Raw genomic sequence first — 18,248 nt, 5'->3', positions numbered from 1 at the left:
AAGGAGTTGAAGTGTCCTATGAGACGAAAGTCGGGGCTGAAGTTCTTCAAGAGGATGGAAAGCTACTCTGGCAATTGGTCCGTTCTGGAGGAGAAAAGCAGGGAATGGGAGGATATGTACCGCAAGCGCTGGTCGCACGACAAAGTGGTGCGGACCACTCACGGCGTGAACTGTACAGGCTCCTGCAGCTGGAAAGTGTTCGTAAAGAACGGGATCATCACCTGGGAAAACCAGCAGATCGATTATCCGTCCTGCGGGCCGGATATGCCGGAATTCGAACCGCGGGGATGTCCGCGCGGGGCGTCATTTTCCTGGTATGAATACAGTCCGCTGCGGGTGAAATACCCTTACATGCGCGGCCGGCTGTGGCATATGTGGAAAGAGGCATTGAACGAGCACGGCGATCCGATCGCCGCTTGGGCCAGCATCGTCGAAGATCCGGCGAAATCCAAATCCTATAAACAAGCACGGGGAAAGGGCGGTCACGTTCGTGTATCTTGGCAGGAAGCCACGAAGCTGATCGCCGCCCAGTTAATCTATACGATCCGCAAATACGGCCCGGACCGCATCGCCGGCTTCACCCCGATTCCGGCGATGTCGATGATCAGCTACGCTTCGGGAGCAAGGTTCATCTCCCTGCTGGGCGGCGAAATGCTGAGTTTTTACGACTGGTATGCCGATCTGCCGCCGGCTTCCCCGCAAATTTGGGGAGAGCAGACCGACGTGCCGGAATCGAGCGACTGGTACAATGCGGGCTACCTGATCATGTGGGGCTCGAACGTGCCGTTAACGCGTACGCCGGACGCCCATTTCATGACGGAAGTGCGGTACAAAGGCACCAAGGTCGTGTCGGTCGCGCCGGACTATGCCGAGAATGTCAAATTCGCCGACAACTGGCTGGCCCCGAACCCCGGAACCGATGCGGCGATCGCACAAGCCATGACGCATGTCATTTTGAAGGAGTTCTATCATGAGCGTCAGGAGCCGATGTTCCTGAATTATGCGAAACAATATACGGATATGCCTTTCCTGATTCTCCTGGATGAGTTTGAGGGAGGCTACAAGGCAGGCCGTTTCCTCCGGGCAAGCGATCTGGGCGATGCCTCGCAGCATGCCGAGTGGAAACCGGTGATTATCGACGAGAACACGAATGAAATCATCGTTCCGAACGGTACGATGGGCCAGCGCTGGGAGCAGGACAAGAAATGGAACCTGATTCTGGAACGCGAAGACGGGTCGGTCATTGCACCGGCGCTTTCCGTGGAGTCCCAGGGAGCGGAGCGGCAGAAGATCCGGTTCCCGTTCTTTGATAACCGGGCCAACGGCACCTTCCAACGCCAAATTCCAGCGAAGAAAATTCAGCTGGCCGACGGAACCGAGCGTCTCGCCGCAACGGTATATGATCTGATGCTGAGCCAATATGGGATAGGGCAAGCGGAGAGCGGGCTTGCGGCTTCAGGGTATGAAGATGCCGAATTCGACTACACCCCGGCCTGGCAGGAGAACATTACCGGCGTGAAAGCGTCGGTCGTCGTTCAAATCGCCCGAGAATTCGCGCAGAATTCGCTGGATACCGGCGGCCGCTCCATGATCATCATGGGTGCGGGCATTAACCACTGGTTCAACAGCGACACGATCTACCGCTCCATTCTGAACCTGGTCATTCTGACGGCCTCCCAGGGTGTGAACGGCGGCGGCTGGGCGCATTACGTAGGACAGGAGAAATGCCGTCCGATCGAGGGGTGGTCCACGGTTGCCTTCGCCAAAGACTGGCAGGGACCGCCGCGTCAGCAAAATGCCACTTCGTTCTTCTATTTTGCGACCGACCAGTGGAAATACGAAGAAATGGGGGCCGATTCCCTGAAATCGCCGACGGGCGGGGAGATCCGGTACCAGCATCCGGCGGATTACAACGTGCTTGCCGCGCGGCTCGGCTGGCTTCCGTCCTATCCCCAGTTCAACAAGAACAGCCTGACGTTTGCGGAGGAAGCGGCGCTGCAGGGCAAAACGAGCAATGAAGACATCGTGAAACACACGCTTGAACAAATCGTGTCAGGGGAGACGAAATTTGCGGCCGAAGATCCGGGTGCGCCGGAAAACTTCCCGCGATCGCTGTTCGTATGGCGCTCGAACCTGATCTCAAGCTCGGCCAAAGGGCAGGAATACTTCATGAAGCATTTGCTTGGCGCTTCGGACAGCCTGCTCTCGACGCCGAACGAAGAGGATAAGCCGGAGGAAATGGTGTGGCGCGAGGACGTGGAAGGCAAGCTGGATCTGCTGGTCGCGCTCGATTTCCGGATGACCTCGACGCCGATGTATGCCGATGTGGTGCTGCCGGCAGCGACCTGGTACGAGAAAACCGATTTATCCTCCACCGACATGCACCCCTTCGTCCATCCGTTCAACCCGGCGGTGGATCCGCTCTGGGAATCGCGATCGGACTGGGATATTTACAGAACGATCGCTGAAGTCTTCTCGGACATGGCCAAAACGCATCTGCCCGGCGTATACAAGGATCTTGTGACAAGCCCGCTGGCCCATGACTCGGCAAGCGAGATCGCCCAGCCGTACGGCGAGGTGAAGGATTGGCGCAAGTGCGAGATCGAAGCGGTTCCGGGCAAAACGATGCCGAACCTGACGGTGGTCGAACGCGATTATACGAAAATTTACGATAAATTCGTGACGCTCGGGCCGAACCTGGCCACAGGCAAAGTCGGGGCGCACGGCGTCAGCTTCTCGGTTGCCGAGGAGTATGAAGAGCTGAAGCGCTTGAACGGAACTTATTATGACGACTCCATCAAAAATGGCCTGCCGAAGCTTCATACCGCAAGAAATGCGGCGGATGCCATTCTGAATCTTTCTTCGGCTACGAATGGAAGAGTAGCGCAGCGGGCATGGGAATCGGCGGAGCAGGATACCGGCGTGCAGCTGAAGGATATTTCCGCGGACCGCGCGGCGGAGCGCATCACGTTCCAGAGCATCACGGCCCAGCCGAGGGAAGTCATTCCGACGCCGGTGTTCAGCGGCTCGAACAAAATGGGAAGAAGGTACTCGCCGTTCACGACGAACATCGAGCGGCTCGTGCCGTTCCGCACGCTGACCGGCAGGCAGCATTTTTATATCGACCATGAAATCTTCCTGCAGTTCGGCGAAGCGCTGCCGGTGTATAAACCGACGCTTCCGCCGATGGTGTTCGGACCGCGCGACAAGCAGATTACCGGGGGCAAGGATACGCTGGTGCTCCGCTATTTGACGCCGCACGGCAAATGGAACATTCACAGCACGTATCAGGATAACCTGCACATGCTGACGCTGTTCCGCGGCGGCCCGACGGTATGGATCAACAATGACGACGCGGCGGCAAACGACATCCAGGACAACGACTGGCTGGAAGTATACAACCGCAACGGGGTCGTCACCGCCCGTGCCGTTGTCAGCCACCGGATGCCAAAAGGCACGATGTACATGTATCACGCGCAGGACAAACACATCAATGTGCCGGGTTCGGAAATCACGAAGGATCGCGGCGGCAGCCACAACGCGCCGACGAGAATCCATGTGAAGCCGACCCAGATGGTCGGGGGCTACGCCCAGCTCAGCTATGGCTTCAACTACTACGGACCGATCGGCAACCAGCGGGATGTGTACGTGGCTGTCCGCAAAATGAAAGAGGTGGATTGGCTTGAAGATTAAAGCGCAGGTCGCCATGGTCATGAATTTGGATAAATGCATCGGCTGCCATACGTGCAGCGTCACCTGCAAGAGCACCTGGACGAACCGTCCGGGCGCGGAATACATGTGGTTCAACAACGTGGAAACGAAGCCGGGCGTCGGCTACCCGATCCGCTGGGAAGACCAGGAGAAATACAAGGGAGGCTGGACGCTGAAAAAGGGCAAGCTGCAGCTGAAGTCCGGCAGCAAGCTGTCCAAAATCGCGCTCGGTAAAATTTTCTACAATCCGGATATGCCGGAAATGAAAGATTACTATGAGCCCTGGACGTATAACTATGAACATCTGACGAATGCCGGGGAGAAGAAACACCAGCCGGTGGCTCGTCCGAAATCGGCCGTGACCGGCGAAACGATGAATCTGGAATGGGGCCCGAACTGGGAAGACGATCTGGCGGGCGCCCACGTGACCGGTCCGAAGGATCCGAATATCGAAAAGATCGAGGAAGAGATCAAATTCAACTTTGAGCAGGCGTTCATGATGTATTTGCCCCGCCTGTGCGAGCACTGCCTGAACCCGAGCTGCGTCGCCTCCTGCCCCTCCGGTGCCATGTATAAGCGGGACGAGGACGGCATCGTGCTGGTGGACCAGGAGGCCTGCCGCGGCTGGCGGTACTGCATGACCGGCTGTCCTTACAAAAAGGTGTACTTCAACTGGAAAACGAACAAGGCCGAGAAATGCACCTTCTGTTTCCCGAGAATCGAAGCAGGGCTGCCAACGGTATGCTCCGAAACCTGCACAGGCCGTATCCGTTACTTGGGCGTGCTGCTCTATGACGCGGACCGCGTACAGGAAGCAGCCTCCACGCCGGATGAGAAGGATCTGTATCAGGCGCAGCTCGATCTGTTCCTGGATCCCCACGATCCTGGGATCATCGAGCAGGCGCGCAAAGACGGCTTGTCGGAAGAATGGATCGAAGCTGCCCAAAACTCGCCGGTCTATAAGCTTGCGATCGAATACAAGCTGGCCTTCCCGCTTCATCCGGAGTACCGGACGCTGCCGATGGTATGGTATGTGCCGCCGCTCAGCCCGATCATGAACTATTTTGAAGGCAGGGATTCCATCGAGAATCCGGACATGATTTTCCCGGCGATCGAGGAGATGCGCACGCCGATCCAGTACCTCGCGAATCTGCTCACGGCAGGCGACACGCTCACGGTGAAGGAAGCCCTGCAAAGAATGGCGATGATGCGTTCTTATATGCGCGCACAATCGTCGGGGGCCGAGTTTGATGAGACGCGTCTGGCACGGGTCGGCCTGACTGCCCATCAAATGAAGCAGATGTACCGGCTGCTTGCCATCGCGAAATACGATGACCGGTTCGTTGTTCCGACTTCCCATAAAGAAAGCCATATGGATGTCTACCGTTCCCAGGGCTCCGAAGGATTCGGCGCGAGCTGCGGCGGCTGCGGTCCGGAAGGTCTGCAGGGCAAAACCGGCAAGGAGCTGTACGAAGAAAATTTCTATGGAGGGATCTGGCGTGATTAATCTCGGAAAGCTGCATGATTGTAAACATGTTTTCGGTTTTTTTGCTCAGCAGCTCACGTATCCGGAAAAGCTGGATTTCCATCCGTCTGTCATGGAGGAGCTGCTTGACTCCGCCGATCCGGCCTATGAACCCGTCAGAACGTATTGGACGATCGTGCATGAATACAGCATGGAGGAGATTGAAGAGCTGTATGTCCAGACCTTCGACTTTCAGGCGAAATCCACATTGTATATGACCTATTACAAATTCGAGGACGGCCGGGAACGCGGGCAGATGCTCGCCAGGCTTAAGGAAACGTATGAGATGTTTGGCCTTGGCATCGAAGGCTCGGAATTGTCGGATTATCTTCCGCTGATGTGCGAGTTTTTGTACGCGGCGCCCTGGCAGGGCCGCGAGAAGGAAGCCGCGGAAAGCCTGAATTTGATGATGGCCGTCATGGAAGACGGCACCTATCATCTGCTGAAAGCCTTGGAGAAGTATAACAGCCCGTATGCTTATCTTGTTCAAGGGCTTCGCGACACGTTCAAGGCGTGTCTCAGTCAGGAGGCTGCCACTCATGAACATGATTGATCAATTTTTGTGGGTCATTTTCCCCTATGTATGCATCGTTGTATTTATCGTGGGTCATATCTACCGTTATCGTACGGACCAGTTTAACTGGACGGCAAAATCCAGCGAGTTTATCGAGAAAAAACATCTCAAGCTGGGCAGCCTCATGTTCCATCTTGGCATCATTCCGGTCATCGGGGGACACGTGGCCGGCCTGGCCATCCCCCAATCCTGGATGGAGTCGCTCGGTGTCAGCGACCATATGTACCATATCGGCGCGGTGTATATCGGAAGCGCATTCGGCTTTTTAACGCTGGGGGGCATGATCTTGTTAACCGCCAGACGATTTGCCATCCGAAATGTCCGAAAACTCAGCACCGCTTCCGATATGGTGGTCAATGTCCTCCTGCTGTTTATCGTCTTCATGGGGATGTACAGCACGCTGGTCACAAACGCGGTGCAGCCGGAATTCAATTATCGGGAAACGGTCTCGGTCTGGTTCCGCGGATTGTTTATGTTCCGTCCGGAGGCTTCGCTTATGGAGGATGTGCCGCTGTCGTTCAAAATTCACATTCTTGCGGGATTTGGTATTTTCGGCTTGTGGCCGTTTACCCGTCTGGTCCATGTGTGGAGTGTTCCGTTGAATTATGTGGGCAGAAGATATATCCTGTATAGAAAGCACCGCAAATTTGAGTCGTAGGACGAGAGAAGGCTTCTTTAGCCTTCTTTTCTACGTCAGAGGAGTAATGGGGATGAAGAATCAGCCGATCTATAATTACCAACGTGAGATGGATAAGCTTCGGACCCGGTTTCATTTCGATTTCGTGTCCATGGCATTGGTGCAGCCGGCTGAAGACCGATTTGTATTGACCTGGCAGTATGCCTCGGGAAACATCAACGAGAGGTACAAGCGCATTGTGCTGCATTCCGGCAAGGGCATCGCCGGCATGGTGTTTAAGACCGGGAAACCGATGCTGATCCCGAATGTGAATGCGGACATTGAATCAAGGGACTTGTATAATTATCCGATTATCGTTGCAGAGCAGCTGAAGAGCCTCGGTGCCATACCGCTGTGGGAAGGCACGCGCGTCATGGGGGTTTTGCTTGTGGGATATCGTAAGGAGAACATGCTGGATCACAAGGCCTTTGCGTCGTTTCAGGAAGGTATAGGAACGGAATTTGGCGCTTTTTATGCCAAGGAGGTATCACGGCCGTGATTCAAATGACGGATGAGCATCTGAGCGATTTGCTGAGAAACATGTATCAGAATAGCATGGAAGCCATTTTTTTTATGGACGAGGACGGCAGCGTGGTCGCGATGAATCCGGCTGCGGAGAATATCCTTGACATTGAAGTGATCGAGAGGATGCACTCCGGACTGGACGGGTCCTTCTGCCAGACCTGCGAAGGGTACACCGACGAACAGGATCTCATCTCCTGCTCCAAATGCTATCTGGATTATCCGGATGGAGAATTCTCGTCGTTCCAAGTCTATCTGAAGACGCGGTCCGAAGGAATTGTTCCTTATGCGGCCAGTTACCATACCATCGATGAAGCCCGCGGCATCCGGGTGATGATGCTCCTCGATCTGACGAAGCAGCAGAAAACGCAGGAAATGCTGCAGCGGACGAATATGCTGAAATACGTCATCAAGGCACAGGAGGACGAGCGCAAGCGGATCTCGCGCGAGCTGCACGATAGCGTGGCTCAGGAGCTCTTAAGCTCGCTGGTCGACCTGCGCGTCGTTAAATATATGAATGTGGGCGAGGATGTGCTCAAGAAGCTGCACCAGACCGAGGCGTCTTTAACGAGGCTGCTGGATGATATCCGGCATTTGTCGGTTGAGCTCCGGCCCGCTTCCCTCGATGATTTGGGGCTGGAGGCTGCCTTCCGCTCCCATTTCAAATGGATCGGGAAGAATTACGGCATGCTGGTTGAATTCTCTGCCGAGTTGGCGGCGGCCCGCTATGGCAGCGAGATTGAAACGGTGGTGTACCGGGTTTGCCAGGAAGCGGTGTTAAATGCCTTGAAATATTCGGGAACGGACGAGGTACATGTCCGATTATGCGAGGAGAACGGCTGCCTTCAGTTAACCGTCCGGGACGATGGCGTCGGGTTTAACATGATCATTGACGAAGCCAAGGGAACCGGATTGGGGCTGTACGGAATGCGCGAACGCGCAGAACTCGTCGATGGCCAGTTTACTTTGGTTTCCGCTCCCGGCGAGGGGACGACGGTTCAGCTGAAGATCCCGCTTACGAGCAGCGGCAAGGCGGAGGTGAGGGGAATATGAAAATTGTGATCGCGGATGATCATGCCGTGGTCCGCAGCGGATTTTCCATGATTCTGAATTACCAAGAGGATATGGAGGTCGTCGCGACGGCGGCAGACGGCATTGAGGCATACGCCATGGTGGCCAAGCATCGGCCGCATGTGCTGTTGATGGATTTAAGCATGCCTCCCGGCGAGAGCGGATTGATTGCGACAGGCAAGATCAGCAGTGAATTTCCCGAAACGAAAATTTTGATCCTGACCATGTATGACGATGACGATTACTTGTTCCATGTTTTGAAGAACGGCGCTTCGGGTTACGTGCTCAAAAATGCGCCGGATGATGAATTGATTTCTGCCATCCGCATGGTTCATAAGGGAGGAACCTACATCCACCCCCAGATGGCCACGTCCCTGGTCCGGGAATTTATCAAGAAAGACAGCGAGAGCGCGGAGCAGGATCCGTTTAACAGCCTGTCCCAACGGGAGATTGAGATCCTGCCGCTGATCGCGAAGGGCTATGGCAACAAGGAAATCGCGGAAAAACTATTTGTATCGGTCAAAACGGTGGAAGCGCACAAGGCCAAAATCATGGAAAAGCTGAAATTGAAGAGCCGTCCGGAGTTAGTGGAATATGCGCTGAAGAAAAAACTGCTGGATTTTTAATAATGACGCATAAGCAGGGTGATTGCGGTAAGGTATAGGGAAGTTCCCCGGAGAGATTCAGGGAACTTCCCTATTCGCATTGTGAATAGGTGCACGTACAATAGGAGCTGGGGATCAATATGCCATTCATTACGCTTTGGAAAAGGTGATGGGAATGATCAAAAAGCTGCAGCTTCCGCTGCAAACAATGAATCTGGTGCTTGGTTTTATGGTATGGGTCATCATCTCCGCGCTCCTGCCGTTCATAAGAGAAGATATCGCCATTCCGGCAGACCGGCTCGCCATTCTGACGGCCATTCCGGTGGTGCTGGGCTCGGTTCTGCGGATACCACTCGGTTATTACGCCAACGTGGTCGGAGCACGAATTGTTTTTATATCCAGCTTCATCCTGCTGCTGTTTCCGGTCTATTTTATCAGCTCGGCTTCATCCTTTACGCATCTGGTCATCGGCGGCTTGTTCCTTGGGATCGGTGGGGCCGTGTTCTCGGTGGGCGTGACCTCATTGCCGAAATACTATGCAAAAGAGAAGCTGGGACTGGTCAATGGGATCTATGGGATGGGCAACATCGGTACAGCCATTACCACGTTTGCCGCACCGGTCATCGCGACGGGGATCGGATGGTCCAAAACCGTCCAGCTGTATTTGATCCTGCTGCTGATATTTGCATTATTCAATGTTTTTTTAGGCGACCGCAAAGAAATCAAGGTGAAAACACCGGTCATGGAACAGATCAAGGGTGTATATAAGAATGAAAAGCTGTGGTTTTTCTCGCTTTTTTATTTCATTACCTTCGGTTCGTTCGTAGCCTTTACGGTGTACTTGCCGAACTTCCTGGTTTCTCATTTTGAGCTGGCCAAGGTGGATGCCGGGATGCGGACGGCCGGGTTCATCATGATCGCGACTTTTTTGCGTCCCGTCGGCGGCTGGCTTGCAGACCGATTTAAACCGCTGTTCTTATTAATGGGCGTATTCCTGGGGCTGACGGCTGCGGCTATCCTGTTGGCATTCTCTCCGTCCATCGGCTTGTATACGGCCGGCTGCTTAACCATAGCCGTTGGTGCGGGTCTCGGGAACGGGGTCATTTTCAAACTCGTGCCCCTTTATTTCAATAAGCAGGCCGGCATTGTGAATGGCATCGTGTCCATGATGGGCGGCCTTGGCGGATTCTTTCCTCCGCTGATGCTTTCCTTTATCCATTCGGTTACAGGGCAGTATTCCATCGGCTTCATGGCTTTGTCGCAGGTTGCGCTTGCGAGCTTCGTCGTTGTTGTATGGATGTATTATCAGGACAAACTTGCCGTGCAATCCGAGGTGTTTAACTCCACCGGCCAAGGGATTCTGGTAACGGATCCAAGCGGAAGGATCAGTGCCGTCAATCCGGCATTCACGAAGTTAACGGGATACTCGGAGGAGGAAGTGCTCGGCAAAAATCCGAGCGTGCTGAAGTCCGGAAGGCAATCGTCGGCGTTTTATCGCGCGATGTGGTCTGAGATCATGGAGCGCGGAAGCTGGCAGGGGGAGATTTGGAACCGCAGGAAAAACGGAGAGGAATATTTGGAGCTGTTGACCATTAATGCCGTAAGGGACGAATCGGGCGACATCATTCATTATGTAGGTACCTTTAGCGATATTACATACCATTCGTCCGGCAATGCTTCGAGCGGCTGACAAGAGATGAATCGTTGTCGGTGCGAGCTGATGGATGGAGAGGGAGAGAGGCATGAAAAAGACGAGGATTGTGATTCCGCGGGAGCATGGAGGCTGGGCCATGGTCTCTGTACCTTATTTCATCGGAATGGTGGCTGCCAAGCCGGCCCTTCTGCACCTTCCGCTGTTTTTGGCGTGGTTATTTCTATATATGGCGTCCTATCCGTTTCTGCAATCCTTAAAGACCACGGCCAAACGCAAAACCTGGATATCCTGGGGGACCGCTTATGCCCTTGTTGCCGCTGTGTTTCTGGTTCCGGTACTTGTTCTCAAGCCGTCGATGCTCTGGTTTGCGCCGATCCTTCTCGTGCTGATCATGGTTAATGTCTGGCATGTCCTCCGCAAAGCGGAGCGTGCGCTGCTGAACGATATTTGTGCGATCCTGCTGTTCTGTACCGGAGGCGCCGCTGCATACATGCTGGGAGGAGGAGGCTTCGATCAGCTGCTAGCCGCTGTTGTTGCTCTGAATTTCCTATATTTCACGGGAACCGTATTCTTTGTCAAATCCGTATTTCGGGAGCGGAAAAACAGGCGCTGGACGGCATATGCCATCATGTATCATTCGGTGATGCTGATTCTGCCGATCTTCCTCGGGCATCCGTGGATGTGCCTGCCTTTCTTGTTTCCGTTTGTGAAGACACTGCGGTATGCCGGAAAAATAATGAAACCGATGAAGGTCGGCATGATCGAGATTGCGGGTTCCATCCAGTTTTTATTGCTGTCATGGATCTTGATGTAATCTGCTTTCGCTATCGCGATGGCGAAATATGCACAGCTGCCCTTCGGGCGGCTTCCATGCGAATCGACTCTGTCGTCCATTCTGTTATAATAAGGGAATGGATACAGAAGGGAAGAATGCACATATGGCATATACAGCACAGCAGGTGGCCGAATGGATGGTGGAGGAAATCCGGTTTACGGGCAATTTGTATCAGACGGAAGCCATCCGTTATGTACGCGAGAACTTCGGGGAAGAATTTGTTTTCGTGAACGAGAATGGAAATGCTTCGCTCTCCAAGGACGTGAAGAAGGCTTTCCGCAAACTGCATGGCGGCCGGATTGCCTGGGATCGCGACGGATTCATGTGGGCTTGGACGTAATCCCGCTATAACCGAATAATCAAAAGACGGGAGAGGCCGGATCGACAGACCGCCTCCTTGTATTAATGAGAACAGCTGCCCTGGTTACCAGGGCAGCTGTTCTTCATCATGAATCAATGGATCCGATGGATCGTGAATTGTCCGGTTGAGGCGTGCAGCGTCTTCGCCGTTTGCTGGGGGTCCAGCTGGCGATGGCGTTCTACCGCATAGCGGAACTCGTAGAAGCCGCCGAGCGTAGCCTTGAAATTGGTCTCCCAGTAGTTCGTCAATATCCAGGCATACGTGGAAGGACGGCTGTCCGCCGGCTGCATGGCGTGAAGCTGGCGCGGCCCGTGCTCCAGCGTTCCGAGCTGTACGAGCGGCGTGTCTGTCATGGACAGGGTCAACGCTTCCCGGTCTTTAGCCGAGTGCCAGAATATTCCCTCCTGCACGCTGGTGTAATCGAGGCAGCTTCCAGGAATTTGATCCTTCCAAGGCCGGATATGGCATCCGGCTTTTTCGGCGTATAACTCGGCTTCCGTCCCCAGCGAGAACGGCAGTGCCACATAGACATTTTCCGGCAGCCAAACGCTGTCCTTGTGGAAGCGGACGGACACCTCGACACGAGGCTGGTTGGCAAACATCTTGATGTGGAGGGCATAGTAGCTGAGCCCCTTCACGTCGAACACCAGCTCGACCAGGGCAAACAGCGGTCCGTTGTCCAGCACGGTCGCGCGGGTTAAGCGCCCGGCATCCCGCTGGACGTTGGTGCCCTTCCGGTTGCGTCCCATGCGGCGGCGGGTCGAGCATATTTCGGATGGATTATGCTCATCCTGTGCCGGCGTTACCTCGTAGACAGGAGTGAATGCCCCGTGCTCGCGTTCGCCGTCCAGCAGGCCCGCCGAGCGTGTCTTATCGATCCAGGCCGTAATGCCTTTGTTCATTTCCCATTCGATCCGGAAGAAGTCGGATTCGAGCGAACTCTTGCCCACCACGATCGGATAGGGAGTCAAGGGCTGGGTCCAAATGTCGGCGATGCCTTCGCATGCGATCGGTTCGGTATTCCGCGCGGTTGCCATATTCCCGGAAGCAGCGAAAACATCAGACGATTCGGGCGTATGAATAAACAATATCCGGGACTCTCCCGCTTCAAGCATGAGCTCCGTAACGAGTGCCCCCGTATGTGTCAATTGGTACGGAAGCGGCTGCCCGGTCGTTTCGTCGATGAGCTCGAACGTTTTCTTCAAAATCACGTGTTCCCAGCCATCCAGCGGTACGGCAACCTGCAGCGTAGCTGCGGCCGGTTCCGTGTTGATCACCTCGTAGCGTAAGGGACGATGGGGGGCAAGCAGTGCCCCCTGACGGGCAACGAGCGTTTTATCCAGCGCCCGGTAAGCCAGCTTGCTGGCTTCCGCCGCATAGGCTTGCTTTCGCACCTCCAGCATCTGCACCTGCGGATGCCAAGGCTCATACACGGAGGAATGGTAGCCCCAGGTATGCTCGGCATACATGGTCAGCGCCTGCGATGCCTCCTCGATCTCGGCGAGGCTTGCCGCTGCATGGCCCGGATCGAGACGCTTGACTTTGCGAAGCGTGCGCTGGGCATCCCGGTAAATCTGGGTATGCATCGCCGTGGAGGCGACCCCATCGGTCCACCAGTCCGGCCAATCCCCGCGGTGCACCGGAAGCGCGGACAGATCCTCCTGCTTCAAGACGGCAAAAAATTCGGAGAGCGTGGCCATTTTAATGGTGATTTGGTCGCCGTATTGTTCATTCCATGCGCTTATCCACTCCGCAATGTCGGCATTCGGGGACGCATTGTCCGTGCCCAGGCCGGAGACCATGACGGGAACGAAGGAATACGGGTAGGACTCCTGCTCAAGATTCCATAAATACCGGTTAATCCGCAGGGCAGCAATGTCGTTGTGCCGCTCTTCGGGCTCCATCAAATTATGCTGAAGCTCATCCTTGATGATGTATTTGCCGAGTGCGTCAGGGCAGAACCCGAGCTCGTTGCCGAACATGTAATGCTCGCCGTTCCATACGAGCAGCCTGCCGCCGCTGTGGCTTTCCCACCAGAACGGGGTTTGTTTGCGGCCCAGCGGATACATGCCGTGGTGCGTATGGATGCAGGAAAACAGATGCTCGATGTTATTTTGCAGCAGGCTTTCCGCATAACCCCAGCTGTACCCGTTGATGTCGGCGGTCATGGCGCTGTCGATCCGATGTCCGAACGTGTTTGCATACCTTTGCGCCTTGCCGTGATTGTGCAGAAGGAGGTCGAAGTCCGGAAGCTCCGTCATGTTGAGATAGGTTCCGGACAGTTCGATATCACCGCGGATTACCGCTTGCTGAAAAGCCTCCTTTTCTTCCGTCGTGGCCGATTCGAGGAATTTCTCAACCGCCCAGAATGTTTCGCAAGTCCAGCGGAACGATTTCCATTCGGGACGTTCTCCGCGGTGTGCGGCATCCGTAATGCCTAAAGCCTGGCGGATAAAATCGACATGGTACTGCTCGATCCGCTCCTGGCGCTCGGTGTAACCGATATCCGTGTGAGAATGATGGATGGCATAGATCGTCCAGGGACGGGCGGGTCTATGGCTTCCTTGGCGTGATATGTTCTTGTTCATATGATAGGACCTCCTAATGATAATATGGAGCGGATCGATCGCTCGCCGTATCGTCAAACAGCTTCTCTATGCCGTAAAACACAGCGGACGTACCGTCCTCGAGACAGTCGATTGGAACGCTGTGCGTACCCAAGGCCAGCTGCATATCCCTTTCCCATAAGGGCAGGCTGCCCGAGATCTGTCCGCCCAGCACCAAGCGATCCGGCCGGAATCCGGATAGATAGGGCCGCAGCATTCCTCCCAGATTGCTGCCGAATTCCCGGAATAAATCGCGGGCCTGCCCGTTACCTCGCGTTGCCGCTTCGGCCAGGTCGGCAACGTCGATTCCGTCCGTCAGGAGTCCCCGCTCCGAGGCCATCCTCAGAATGCCTCTTCTCCCGAAATAGCTGTCCACGATGTGGTCCCGGTAAGGCTCCGCATACAGCATGCCGCTGCCAGGGATACCGTCCTTGCCGGCTACGATCCGGCCATTCTCCACGAAGGCCGAACCGAGGCCCGTACCGAGCGTCAGGCATACGAGACGTTCCGCCCTGAACCGGATGGAGGCGCCCAGCCCGAACATGAAGGCGTCGTTCCCGAATCGGATATCGGCAGCGGTCAAACGATTCATCATGGCACCCGGAAAGGATGGTTTGAGGCTCTGGAACTTCGAACGGAGCAGATCCCGAACCGACAGTTTGTACAGCCCATCATATTTGCCGATGCCTTGAAGAAGGGCAACGCCTTTTGCGTAATCGAAGGGCCCCGGAAAGGCAAAGCCGATCCGGATCGAATCGCGATAGTCCACCGGCCGGAAGGCCGAGGCGTAAAAGCGTAACAAATCATGGCAGGCGCCGGCGAAGCTGGCGATCGCTTCCTCAGCCGTTCCTTGCGATGCCGAAGGCCGGATGAGGAACGAGCCGGGGACAAGCTGCCCATTCAAGAGCAGCGCCCCCTTCAAAGCGGTTCCCCCGGCATCAAGCGTTATGGTGATGGGGGCAGGGGGAGACGGGCTTCCCGGATCGTCCCAATCAGGGCGGTTCATGAAAACTCTCCGTTTGCCGCTCTCCGGGAAGGCGGAAGCAGCGGGAGATTCCATTCCGGATTGACCCTGGCCGCAATCAATGTGCACGGGGATTCGGACAGGTTCTCCAATCGGTATTCGCCTATACATGCCGGAACGATGTAGGATTCCGCGTAGCCCCATTCAACGGCCCCACCCTCGTCCGCTGCCGGTACAAGGCGGACGCGGTCGCCTTCCACGAGATTGTACATAACGAACTCTCCTTGGGTATCCGCTTTCCACGTATCCTGCAAATTCAGCCTGCTGACCTGGAACAGAAGTTCTTCCCGTTGCCCCAGCAGTTCCTCCGTGTTCCCGCCTTGACGGCTTACGACGGATGGCCTGGCGATAAGCCCGTCCTCTACCGCCGACGTATTCATGGCGTCATTGATATTGTGGCGCGCATGCTCAGGGTTCATCGGGCGTGGCTTGCCATCGGCGTCCAGCCGCAGATAATCGTAAATCTTAAACGTAAACCACCAGGTGGTCGAGGAGATTTCCAGCACGAGATTATCCCTGCCGGAGCAGTGGACCGTACCCGGTGGAATAAGGTAGAGATCCCCTGTATGCGAGTGGTACTCGTTAACGTAGTCGGAAAGCTCAAGCGGCTCTTCCTGAAGATGGGCATTCTCGACGGCTTCAAGGAGCCGTCCGCCGGTGATCCCTTCCTTCAGTCCCAAATACACCTTGGCTCCCGGGACATTACGCATGATGTAGTACGACTCTTGCTGTGTCATATGTTCATTGAACTGCGCCTCTGCATATTCCTGCAACGGATGCACCTGAAGCGACAGCTCGCCGCCCTGCATCGTATCCAGATAGTCAAACCGGATCGGAAAATAATCGCCGAACAGCTCGAAATTACGCGTTCCCATAATTTCCTGGGGGGCTGCCTCCATCAACAAAGTGAACGGAACCTCGAAGGTGACATTCTGCACGCACAGCAGCAGCGTGTTCTCGGGAGCGATGGGTTCAAAGCTCCAGGCGCAGTTCGGCCATTCTTCGGGAAGGCCGCACAATTCCTTAAGGTATTGCCCTCCCCATATCCCCGGGGCAAAAAACGGCTTGACCCGAAACGGCTGCCGGGCCGCTTGATGCAGCACGCTTGCCAATTTCGCTGCAGGCAGCCAGACGGGAGCTTCCGAACGATTCAAATCCATATAGTACGCTTGGTTGACCGAATGCTGGACATGATGGTCCAGCCAGTCCCGGCGGTAAGTTTCCCAGACGGGCCATTCGAGAAACAGGCAGTTCTTGTAGGTCTCAACCTTATCGCTCGAGATGCCGAGGCCGAAGCTGCCCATATGCTCGGCATGGCGCCGCTGCTGGTTTTCGCGGGAGTAATCGGCGTAGAAGCGAAGATCGGGAGTCTTGCCTTCCAGCAGCGAGGCACCCGGGCCGTGCAGCACGTGAATGCCGCACATCGCGTCAAATTGACGCGCGCTTTTTTGCAAGGCAGCCTTTGCGTCCGGCAGAAAATATTGAATGGGACGGACATCCGAGGCTTTATAGCCGAATGCCCGGTTATCGGTCAGATAAGGAGCCATCTCGGCCCGGAGCTCGGCTTCGGGTTTTACGTAATGGGACGTCGAATCGCTCGAGAAGGCGATGCCCTCTTGTTCGCAGGCTTGCTGAAGCTGGATCAGCAGTTTATCGAAATCGGCACCGTGCGTTCCGTCGAGCGTAATGTAGACGCCTCGCTTTTCAGGGGGATGAAGCTGCGATTTTTGTTTGTGGGTCGACATGATGAACGAGTTCCAGGAGTCGATCCCCTGATTCATGAACAAGGGCTCGTGGCGAAAATCCACAGGATTGATCGGATGTGATTGAAAGGCAGTTGCAGGTTTCATGGATTGGATGTATCCTCCCTTCCGGAATGTCTGTTACGACTTCATTGTAGAAGGCAAGGGAGGATACGTCTTTATAAAAAGAGGAAGTGTTTTTGTACGATCAGGACATCGGCGGCCCTTGGGCGCTAAACCTCGGAGTCGTAGCGTCCTTCCGAAAACTGCGAGCGCCGGAAGCGGGCCGGGGTTACGCCAAGTTTGGACGTAAATACCCTGGTGAAGTAATGCACGGACTCGAATCCGCAGCAGACGGCAATCTCCTTGATCTGGCGATCCGTATGGAGGAGCATATGCTTTGCCTGCTGCACGCGCTGCTCCTGTACATAATGGACAAAGGATTGATGGCCGTATTTGCGAAACAGCCGGGTTAAATGACGGGTCGTGATGTGGAGATGGCCCGCCACGCGCTCCAGCGAGAGCGGTTCGTTGAGGTTGTCCTTGATAAACAGTTCGGCCTGATGAAACATGGAGGTTCCTTCATCGTTTGCTTCGGCGCCGGAAGGCTCATGGTGGAAGCCCGGGCCATGGACGGCCAGAAAGGATACTATCAGTGATGCGGCCAAACTGTTCAGCATTTGCGGCGGGTGCTGTTTGCCGGAACCCGTATGAAACAGCGATAACAGCGAAAGCCATAATAATCCGGACGCCTGCCGGGCACCTTCTGTAACCACCGGATTGCCTTGTTTGGCCAACAACCGGAACGCGGCCGCATAAAACTCGCCGGTTGCCGTTTCTTCCGGTTCAAAGGCGACATAGCATAAGGCCAGGCCGTCCTTGCTTCTTATTTGATGCTGGACGCCCGGCCGTGAGAGAAACAGTGTGCCCGGATGGAGCTGAAACTCTCTTTCGCCCTCGATATAGGTTCCGTTGCCTGTTAACACGTAACAAGCTTCAAAAAAAGAATGCTTGTGCTCCGTATTGTCGTAGTGGCGTGGCATGAACCCCCAGTAATGGATCCGGATGCTCAGCTCCTGTTGTTCAATACGGCTCAAGGTACGATTTAATATGGAATTGGCCCGCTTGAATAACGGGATGAAAACATCGTCATCGATTTGCATGGGAGATGGTTCTCCTTCGTTCCTAAGGCAGTGTCATCTGCCTTTAATATAGGTTGGATGTATCTTGGGTTGTCTCTCTATTATATATCACAAGATAAGATATAAAGAAAAAATGGGTATAGTGATGTAATGCATAGACAGCTACATAAGTTCTTCACAAGTCGCTGTTATGCTATGAA

At 54.9% G+C, this 18,248-nt stretch carries 14 protein-coding genes; 10 read left to right on the top strand and 4 right to left on the bottom strand.

Translation table 11 applies throughout. The features are described 5' to 3' along the window. Positions 1 to 18 precede the first annotated feature (18 nt). The 10 genes from HMPREF9412_RS15645 to HMPREF9412_RS15600 all read left to right on the top strand — a co-directional run bounded on the left by HMPREF9412_RS15645 (position 19) and on the right by HMPREF9412_RS15600 (position 11,513). Positions 19 to 3,693: a nitrate reductase subunit alpha gene (locus HMPREF9412_RS15645; RefSeq protein ID WP_009592594.1), complete on the top strand. Its 3,675-nt coding sequence runs from the start codon at positions 19 to 21 to the stop codon at positions 3,691 to 3,693. Beyond that, positions 3,683 to 5,218, top strand: a complete 1,536-nt coding sequence (narH, locus tag HMPREF9412_RS15640) for a nitrate reductase subunit beta (RefSeq protein ID WP_009592602.1) — start codon at positions 3,683 to 3,685, stop codon at positions 5,216 to 5,218. Before HMPREF9412_RS15645 ends, narH begins: the two co-directional genes overlap by 11 nt. Next, positions 5,211 to 5,789: a nitrate reductase molybdenum cofactor assembly chaperone gene (narJ, locus tag HMPREF9412_RS15635; RefSeq protein ID WP_009592573.1), complete on the top strand. Its 579-nt coding sequence runs from the start codon at positions 5,211 to 5,213 to the stop codon at positions 5,787 to 5,789. The genes narH and narJ overlap by 8 nt, the downstream gene beginning before the upstream one ends. Then, positions 5,776 to 6,468: a respiratory nitrate reductase subunit gamma gene (narI, locus tag HMPREF9412_RS15630; protein WP_009592621.1), complete on the top strand. Its 693-nt coding sequence runs from the start codon at positions 5,776 to 5,778 to the stop codon at positions 6,466 to 6,468. The genes narJ and narI overlap by 14 nt, the downstream gene beginning before the upstream one ends. A gap of 52 nt (positions 6,469 to 6,520) precedes the next feature. Beyond that, on the top strand, positions 6,521 to 6,985 hold the full coding sequence (locus HMPREF9412_RS15625) for a GAF domain-containing protein (protein WP_009592601.1): 465 nt from the start codon (positions 6,521 to 6,523) through the stop codon (positions 6,983 to 6,985). Further along, the gene (locus HMPREF9412_RS15620) at positions 6,982 to 8,061 is read left to right on the top strand and encodes a sensor histidine kinase (RefSeq protein WP_009592572.1); all 1,080 of its coding nucleotides are present in this window, start codon (positions 6,982 to 6,984) and stop codon (positions 8,059 to 8,061) included. The genes HMPREF9412_RS15625 and HMPREF9412_RS15620 overlap by 4 nt, the downstream gene beginning before the upstream one ends. Continuing rightward, entirely contained in the window at positions 8,058 to 8,705 is a 648-nt protein-coding gene (locus tag HMPREF9412_RS15615) for a response regulator transcription factor (RefSeq protein ID WP_009592555.1), read from the top strand. Before HMPREF9412_RS15620 ends, HMPREF9412_RS15615 begins: the two co-directional genes overlap by 4 nt. 154 nt (positions 8,706 to 8,859) lie before the next feature. Beyond that, positions 8,860 to 10,374, top strand: a complete 1,515-nt coding sequence (locus HMPREF9412_RS15610) for a nitrate/nitrite transporter (protein ID WP_009592596.1) — start codon at positions 8,860 to 8,862, stop codon at positions 10,372 to 10,374. 52 nt (positions 10,375 to 10,426) lie between these two features. Next, a complete protein-coding gene (locus HMPREF9412_RS15605) occupies positions 10,427 to 11,152 on the top strand; it encodes a YwiC-like family protein (RefSeq protein ID WP_009592587.1) in 726 nt (241 codons plus the stop codon). Positions 11,153 to 11,276: 124 nt separating this feature from the next. Further along, positions 11,277 to 11,513: a DUF6953 family protein gene (locus HMPREF9412_RS15600; protein WP_009592569.1), complete on the top strand. Its 237-nt coding sequence runs from the start codon at positions 11,277 to 11,279 to the stop codon at positions 11,511 to 11,513. A gap of 113 nt (positions 11,514 to 11,626) precedes the next feature. On the opposite strand, the gene HMPREF9412_RS15595 is transcribed toward HMPREF9412_RS15600, so the two are convergent. From HMPREF9412_RS15595 to HMPREF9412_RS15580, 4 genes are all read right to left on the bottom strand, one after another. After that, positions 11,627 to 14,122 (bottom strand): glycoside hydrolase, encoded by a 2,496-nt coding sequence (locus tag HMPREF9412_RS15595; RefSeq protein ID WP_009592626.1) that lies wholly within the window; start codon positions 14,120 to 14,122, stop codon positions 11,627 to 11,629. 13 nt (positions 14,123 to 14,135) lie between these two features. Next, the gene (locus HMPREF9412_RS15590) at positions 14,136 to 15,146 is read right to left on the bottom strand and encodes an ROK family protein (protein ID WP_009592636.1); all 1,011 of its coding nucleotides are present in this window, start codon (positions 15,144 to 15,146) and stop codon (positions 14,136 to 14,138) included. Next, on the bottom strand, positions 15,143 to 17,014 hold the full coding sequence (locus HMPREF9412_RS15585) for a class I mannose-6-phosphate isomerase (protein ID WP_009592558.1): 1,872 nt from the start codon (positions 17,012 to 17,014) through the stop codon (positions 15,143 to 15,145). Before HMPREF9412_RS15585 ends, HMPREF9412_RS15590 begins: the two co-directional genes overlap by 4 nt. A gap of 125 nt (positions 17,015 to 17,139) precedes the next feature. Then, positions 17,140 to 18,069 (bottom strand): AraC family transcriptional regulator, encoded by a 930-nt coding sequence (locus tag HMPREF9412_RS15580; protein ID WP_009592640.1) that lies wholly within the window; start codon positions 18,067 to 18,069, stop codon positions 17,140 to 17,142. Positions 18,070 to 18,248: the final 179 nt, after the last annotated feature.

Source organism: Paenibacillus sp. HGF5, from assembly GCF_000204455.1.
Classification (GTDB): domain Bacteria; phylum Bacillota; class Bacilli; order Paenibacillales; family Paenibacillaceae; genus Paenibacillus_AQ; species Paenibacillus_AQ lautus_A.
The sequence above is the reverse complement of the archived record's forward strand: the minus strand, read 5'-3'. Positions and strand labels throughout refer to the sequence as shown.

Bases quoted from the DNA above. Each gene is read 5' to 3' on its own strand.
- HMPREF9412_RS15610 (WP_009592596.1), top strand. From the start codon at position 8,860: ATGATCAAAAAGCTGCAGCTTCCGCTGCAAACAATGAATCTGGTGCTT.
- HMPREF9412_RS15625 (WP_009592601.1), top strand. From the start codon at position 6,521: ATGAAGAATCAGCCGATCTATAATTACCAACGTGAGATGGATAAGCTT.
- HMPREF9412_RS15615 (WP_009592555.1), top strand. From the start codon at position 8,058: ATGAAAATTGTGATCGCGGATGATCATGCCGTGGTCCGCAGCGGATTT.
- narI (WP_009592621.1), top strand. From the start codon at position 5,776: ATGAACATGATTGATCAATTTTTGTGGGTCATTTTCCCCTATGTATGC.
- HMPREF9412_RS15590 (WP_009592636.1), bottom strand. From the start codon at position 15,146: ATGAACCGCCCTGATTGGGACGATCCGGGAAGCCCGTCTCCCCCTGCC.
- HMPREF9412_RS15595 (WP_009592626.1), bottom strand. From the start codon at position 14,122: ATGAACAAGAACATATCACGCCAAGGAAGCCATAGACCCGCCCGTCCC.
- HMPREF9412_RS15645 (WP_009592594.1), top strand. From the start codon at position 19: ATGAGACGAAAGTCGGGGCTGAAGTTCTTCAAGAGGATGGAAAGCTAC.
- HMPREF9412_RS15600 (WP_009592569.1), top strand. From the start codon at position 11,277: ATGGCATATACAGCACAGCAGGTGGCCGAATGGATGGTGGAGGAAATC.
- HMPREF9412_RS15580 (WP_009592640.1), bottom strand. From the start codon at position 18,069: ATGCAAATCGATGACGATGTTTTCATCCCGTTATTCAAGCGGGCCAAT.
- HMPREF9412_RS15585 (WP_009592558.1), bottom strand. From the start codon at position 17,014: ATGAAACCTGCAACTGCCTTTCAATCACATCCGATCAATCCTGTGGAT.
- HMPREF9412_RS15605 (WP_009592587.1), top strand. From the start codon at position 10,427: ATGAAAAAGACGAGGATTGTGATTCCGCGGGAGCATGGAGGCTGGGCC.